Genomic DNA, 3124 nt, shown 5'->3' with positions numbered 1-3124 from the left:
CAGTAGGTAGAGCAACTGACTTGTAATCAGTAGGTCACCAGTTCGATTCCGGTAGTCGGCACCATTTATTCTTAAACAAGATAATTCCTCCTTAGCTCAGTTGGTAGAGCGACGGACTGTTAATCCGCAGGTCACTGGTTCAAGTCCAGTAGGAGGAGCCATCTTTCAGTTAGTAAGTCGATTACTTATTAACGAAAATGTGCCGACTTAGCTCAGTAGGTAGAGCAACTGACTTGTAATCAGTAGGTCACCAGTTCGATTCCGGTAGTCGGCACCACTTATTAAAATTTGTTCCTCCTTAGCTCAGTTGGTAGAGCGACGGACTGTTAATCCGCAGGTCACTGGTTCAAGTCCAGTAGGAGGAGCCATATTAGAAGAAGCCGCATCACTTGATGCGGCTTTTTTGCATCTGAAGAAAACTCACCGCTCCCCTCTTCATCCAACTTTATCTCAATAAACAAAAAGCCAGGTGATGTACCTAGCTTTCTCTTTTTGTATCGTATCAATGAGTGTCTAAGCAGAAAGTTAGCTCAAACCTCCAAGGCAGATATACTTCGTCTCTAGATACTCATCCATGCCTTGCTTAGCCCCTTCGCGACCAATGCCAGACTCTTTGATCCCGCCAAACGGTGCCACTTCCGTAGAGATAATTCCTTCATTTACCCCCACCATGCCATATTCCAAACCTTCACTAAATTTGATGATGCGCTTCAAGCTGTCGGTGTAGAAGTAGCAAGCCAAACCATATTCTGTGTCATTCGCCATCGAGAGCACTTGTTCATCGGCATCAAAACTAATAACTGGCAGAACTGGGCCAAACAGCTCTTGTTGCACGATCGCCATACTCTGTTCCACATTATCTAAGATAACAGGCTCCATAAAGCGCCCAGAGCGTTTGTGAGGCTGGTTGAGTATCTTTGCCCCTTCTTGTACTGCCTGATCGAGCACTGCCTCTAGACGATGCTTAGAAGCCATAGTAATCACCGGACCAAGAGTTGTATTTTCCTCAAGACCATTACCGACCGTAAGGCCTGCCGCTTTTTCCAGAAGCTTAGCTAAGAACACCTCTTTTACACTCTGGTGCACATACAAGCGGTTGGTACACACACAGGTTTGTCCGGCATTACGAAACTTAGACGCAATCAAGCCATTCGCTGCTGCTTCTAAATCTGCATCGTCAAAAACAATAAAAGGTGCATTGCCCCCCAACTCCATAGAAGCGGCTTTAACCGTATCACTTGCCTGCTTCATCAAGATCTTGCCGACACGTGTCGAACCCGTGAAAGAGATCTTCTTAATACGAGGATCGGTACTTAATACCAAACCAAACTCTGCCGCCTGCTCAGAAACAACAGTAGACAATAGAGCTTTAGGAATGCCAGCCTGGTGAGCAAGCTCCACCACAGCCAGAGCAGTTAAAGGCGTTAATTCAGAAGGTTTAATGATCATCCCACATCCTGAAGCCAGAGCAGGAGCCGCTTTTCGAGTGATCATTGCAATAGGGAAATTCCATGGTGTAATCGCAGCACACACACCAACAGGCTGTTTGATGGTAGAGAGGCGTCTATCTACCGCTGGTGCAGGAATTACCTCACCATAAGCGCGTTTAGCCTCTTCTGCGAACCATTCAACAAAAGATGCGCCGTATGCGACTTCTCCACGGCTTTCACTAAGAGGTTTACCTTGTTCTAAGGTAATGATGTTCGCGATGTCTTCCGTATGCTCTACAAGCAATTGGAACCACTTTTTTAGGGAAGCGGAGCGTGCTTTAGCACTGAGTTTTGCCCACTCGACTTGAGCCGATTTACACGCTTCTATTTGCGCATCTAACTCATCCAAAGAGCTAGGCTTTAAGCGAATCAGTTCTTGCTCAGTCGCAGGGTTAATAACGGCAATCCCATCTTGAGAAGACAGGCTTTCGAATAAGACTCTTAGCGTTTCACTTTCTATCTGCTGCATCATTAGGTTGTACTCCCATAAGAACCTTTACTAGGTTAATCCTTCTGGCAAATAAGAGTAAAGCAAACAAAGTTTTCTTCAGCGTAAATATGAGAAGTGATTACCCTGTAGGGTTAACCGGTGATACAGAGAAGAGAACACCAACAGAGATAGCGATTATCGAAAAAGGCAGCCATTTGGTAGGTCATAAGTTCGGTGTTATTGAATGCCCCTATTCTTTGATAAACAAAGTATTAGAGGGCATCTCGAATGTAACCAAATGTTCAATAAGGGTGGATAGACTAGGGGCATATATCTGAATAAATAGTTGGGCTTGTAGGCTACAGACAAAACCTTGCGAGCCTTACTTTCCTATAAACGAAAATCATATTCCCTAAAACGGTAAAAGCTAGTACGAAGGCTGAATTTCTAAATAAGTGGCGGAGTGGCTGGGCTTGCACGCAATTAGACTCGCACACGAGCGGGACTCGTTGGTCGCTGGCCAAAATAATATCGTAAATACGAAAGACCTCAGCATTTCTGCTGAGGCCTGGAATAAGTGGCGGAGGCTGGGCTTGCGGGCAACCGGGACTCATTCCCTGAAAGGGAAATTATTATGCTCAAAAACGACAAAACCCAGTCCGAAGACTGGGTTTCTAAATAAGTGGCGGAGCGGACGGGACTCGAACCCGCGACCCCCGGCGTGACAGGCCGGTATTCTAACCAACTGAACTACCGCTCCGCACTGGTTAGACATTTAAGTCTAAATAAGAACCTGGCGATGTCCTACTCTCACATGGGGAAGCCCCACACTACCATCGGCGCTACTTCGTTTCACTTCTGAGTTCGGAATGGAAGTCAGGTGGGTCCAAAGCGCTATGGTCGCCAAGCAAAATTCTTTACGTTTTGTTTTAAGCTTTAACTTAAAGCGCAAAACAAACAGTAAATGGTGCTGATACCCAGAATCGAACTGGGGACCTCATCCTTACCAAGGATGCGCTCTACCGACTGAGCCATATCAGCACATTATCTGTGTCCGTGAGGACTAAAAAAGCCCGCTTTTTCAAACGGGCTCTCTTAACTTTTGTCTTCACCTTCTTAAAAAGGCAAAAACTAAATTTAAAGCCTGGCGATGTTCTACTCTCACATGGGGAAGCCCCACACTACCATCGACGCTAATTCGTTT

General features: G+C 45.8%; 1 protein-coding gene, 5 tRNA genes and 1 rRNA gene. 3 read left to right on the top strand and 4 right to left on the bottom strand.

Annotation, left to right across the window (positions count from 1 at the left end):
• The first annotated feature begins 85 nt into the window (after window positions 1-85).
• The 3 genes from VCHENC03_RS16285 to VCHENC03_RS16295 all read left to right on the top strand — a co-directional run bounded on the left by VCHENC03_RS16285 (window position 86) and on the right by VCHENC03_RS16295 (window position 368).
• Window positions 86-161, top strand: a tRNA-Asn gene (locus tag VCHENC03_RS16285).
• Between the two features lie 40 nt (window positions 162-201).
• Window positions 202-277, top strand: a tRNA-Thr gene (locus tag VCHENC03_RS16290).
• 15 nt (window positions 278-292) lie between these two features.
• Window positions 293-368 (top strand) — tRNA-Asn (locus VCHENC03_RS16295).
• Between the two features lie 157 nt (window positions 369-525).
• Here VCHENC03_RS16295 and VCHENC03_RS16300 read toward each other — a convergent pair.
• The 4 genes from VCHENC03_RS16300 to VCHENC03_RS16315 all read right to left on the bottom strand — a co-directional run bounded on the left by VCHENC03_RS16300 (window position 526) and on the right by VCHENC03_RS16315 (window position 2961).
• Window positions 526-1962, bottom strand: a complete 1437-nt coding sequence (locus tag VCHENC03_RS16300) for an NAD-dependent succinate-semialdehyde dehydrogenase (protein WP_009705534.1) — start codon at window positions 1960-1962, stop codon at window positions 526-528.
• 641 nt (window positions 1963-2603) lie between these two features.
• Window positions 2604-2680 (bottom strand) — tRNA-Asp (locus VCHENC03_RS16305).
• Window positions 2681-2711: 31 nt separating this feature from the next.
• Window positions 2712-2828, bottom strand: a 5S ribosomal RNA gene (rrf, locus tag VCHENC03_RS16310).
• Between the two features lie 57 nt (window positions 2829-2885).
• Window positions 2886-2961 (bottom strand) — tRNA-Thr (locus VCHENC03_RS16315).
• Between the last annotated feature and the right edge of the window lie 163 nt (window positions 2962-3124).

Origin of the sequence: Vibrio sp. HENC-03 (assembly GCF_000305755.2) — a bacterium.
Lineage (GTDB): Bacteria > Pseudomonadota > Gammaproteobacteria > Enterobacterales > Vibrionaceae > Vibrio > Vibrio owensii.
The sequence above is the reverse complement of the archived record's forward strand: the minus strand, read 5'-3'. Positions and strand labels throughout refer to the sequence as shown.

Coding starts and splice junctions, on each gene's coding strand:
- VCHENC03_RS16300 (WP_009705534.1), bottom strand. CDS start 1,962: ATGATGCAGCAGATAGAAAGTGAAACGCTAAGAGTCTTATTCGAAAGC.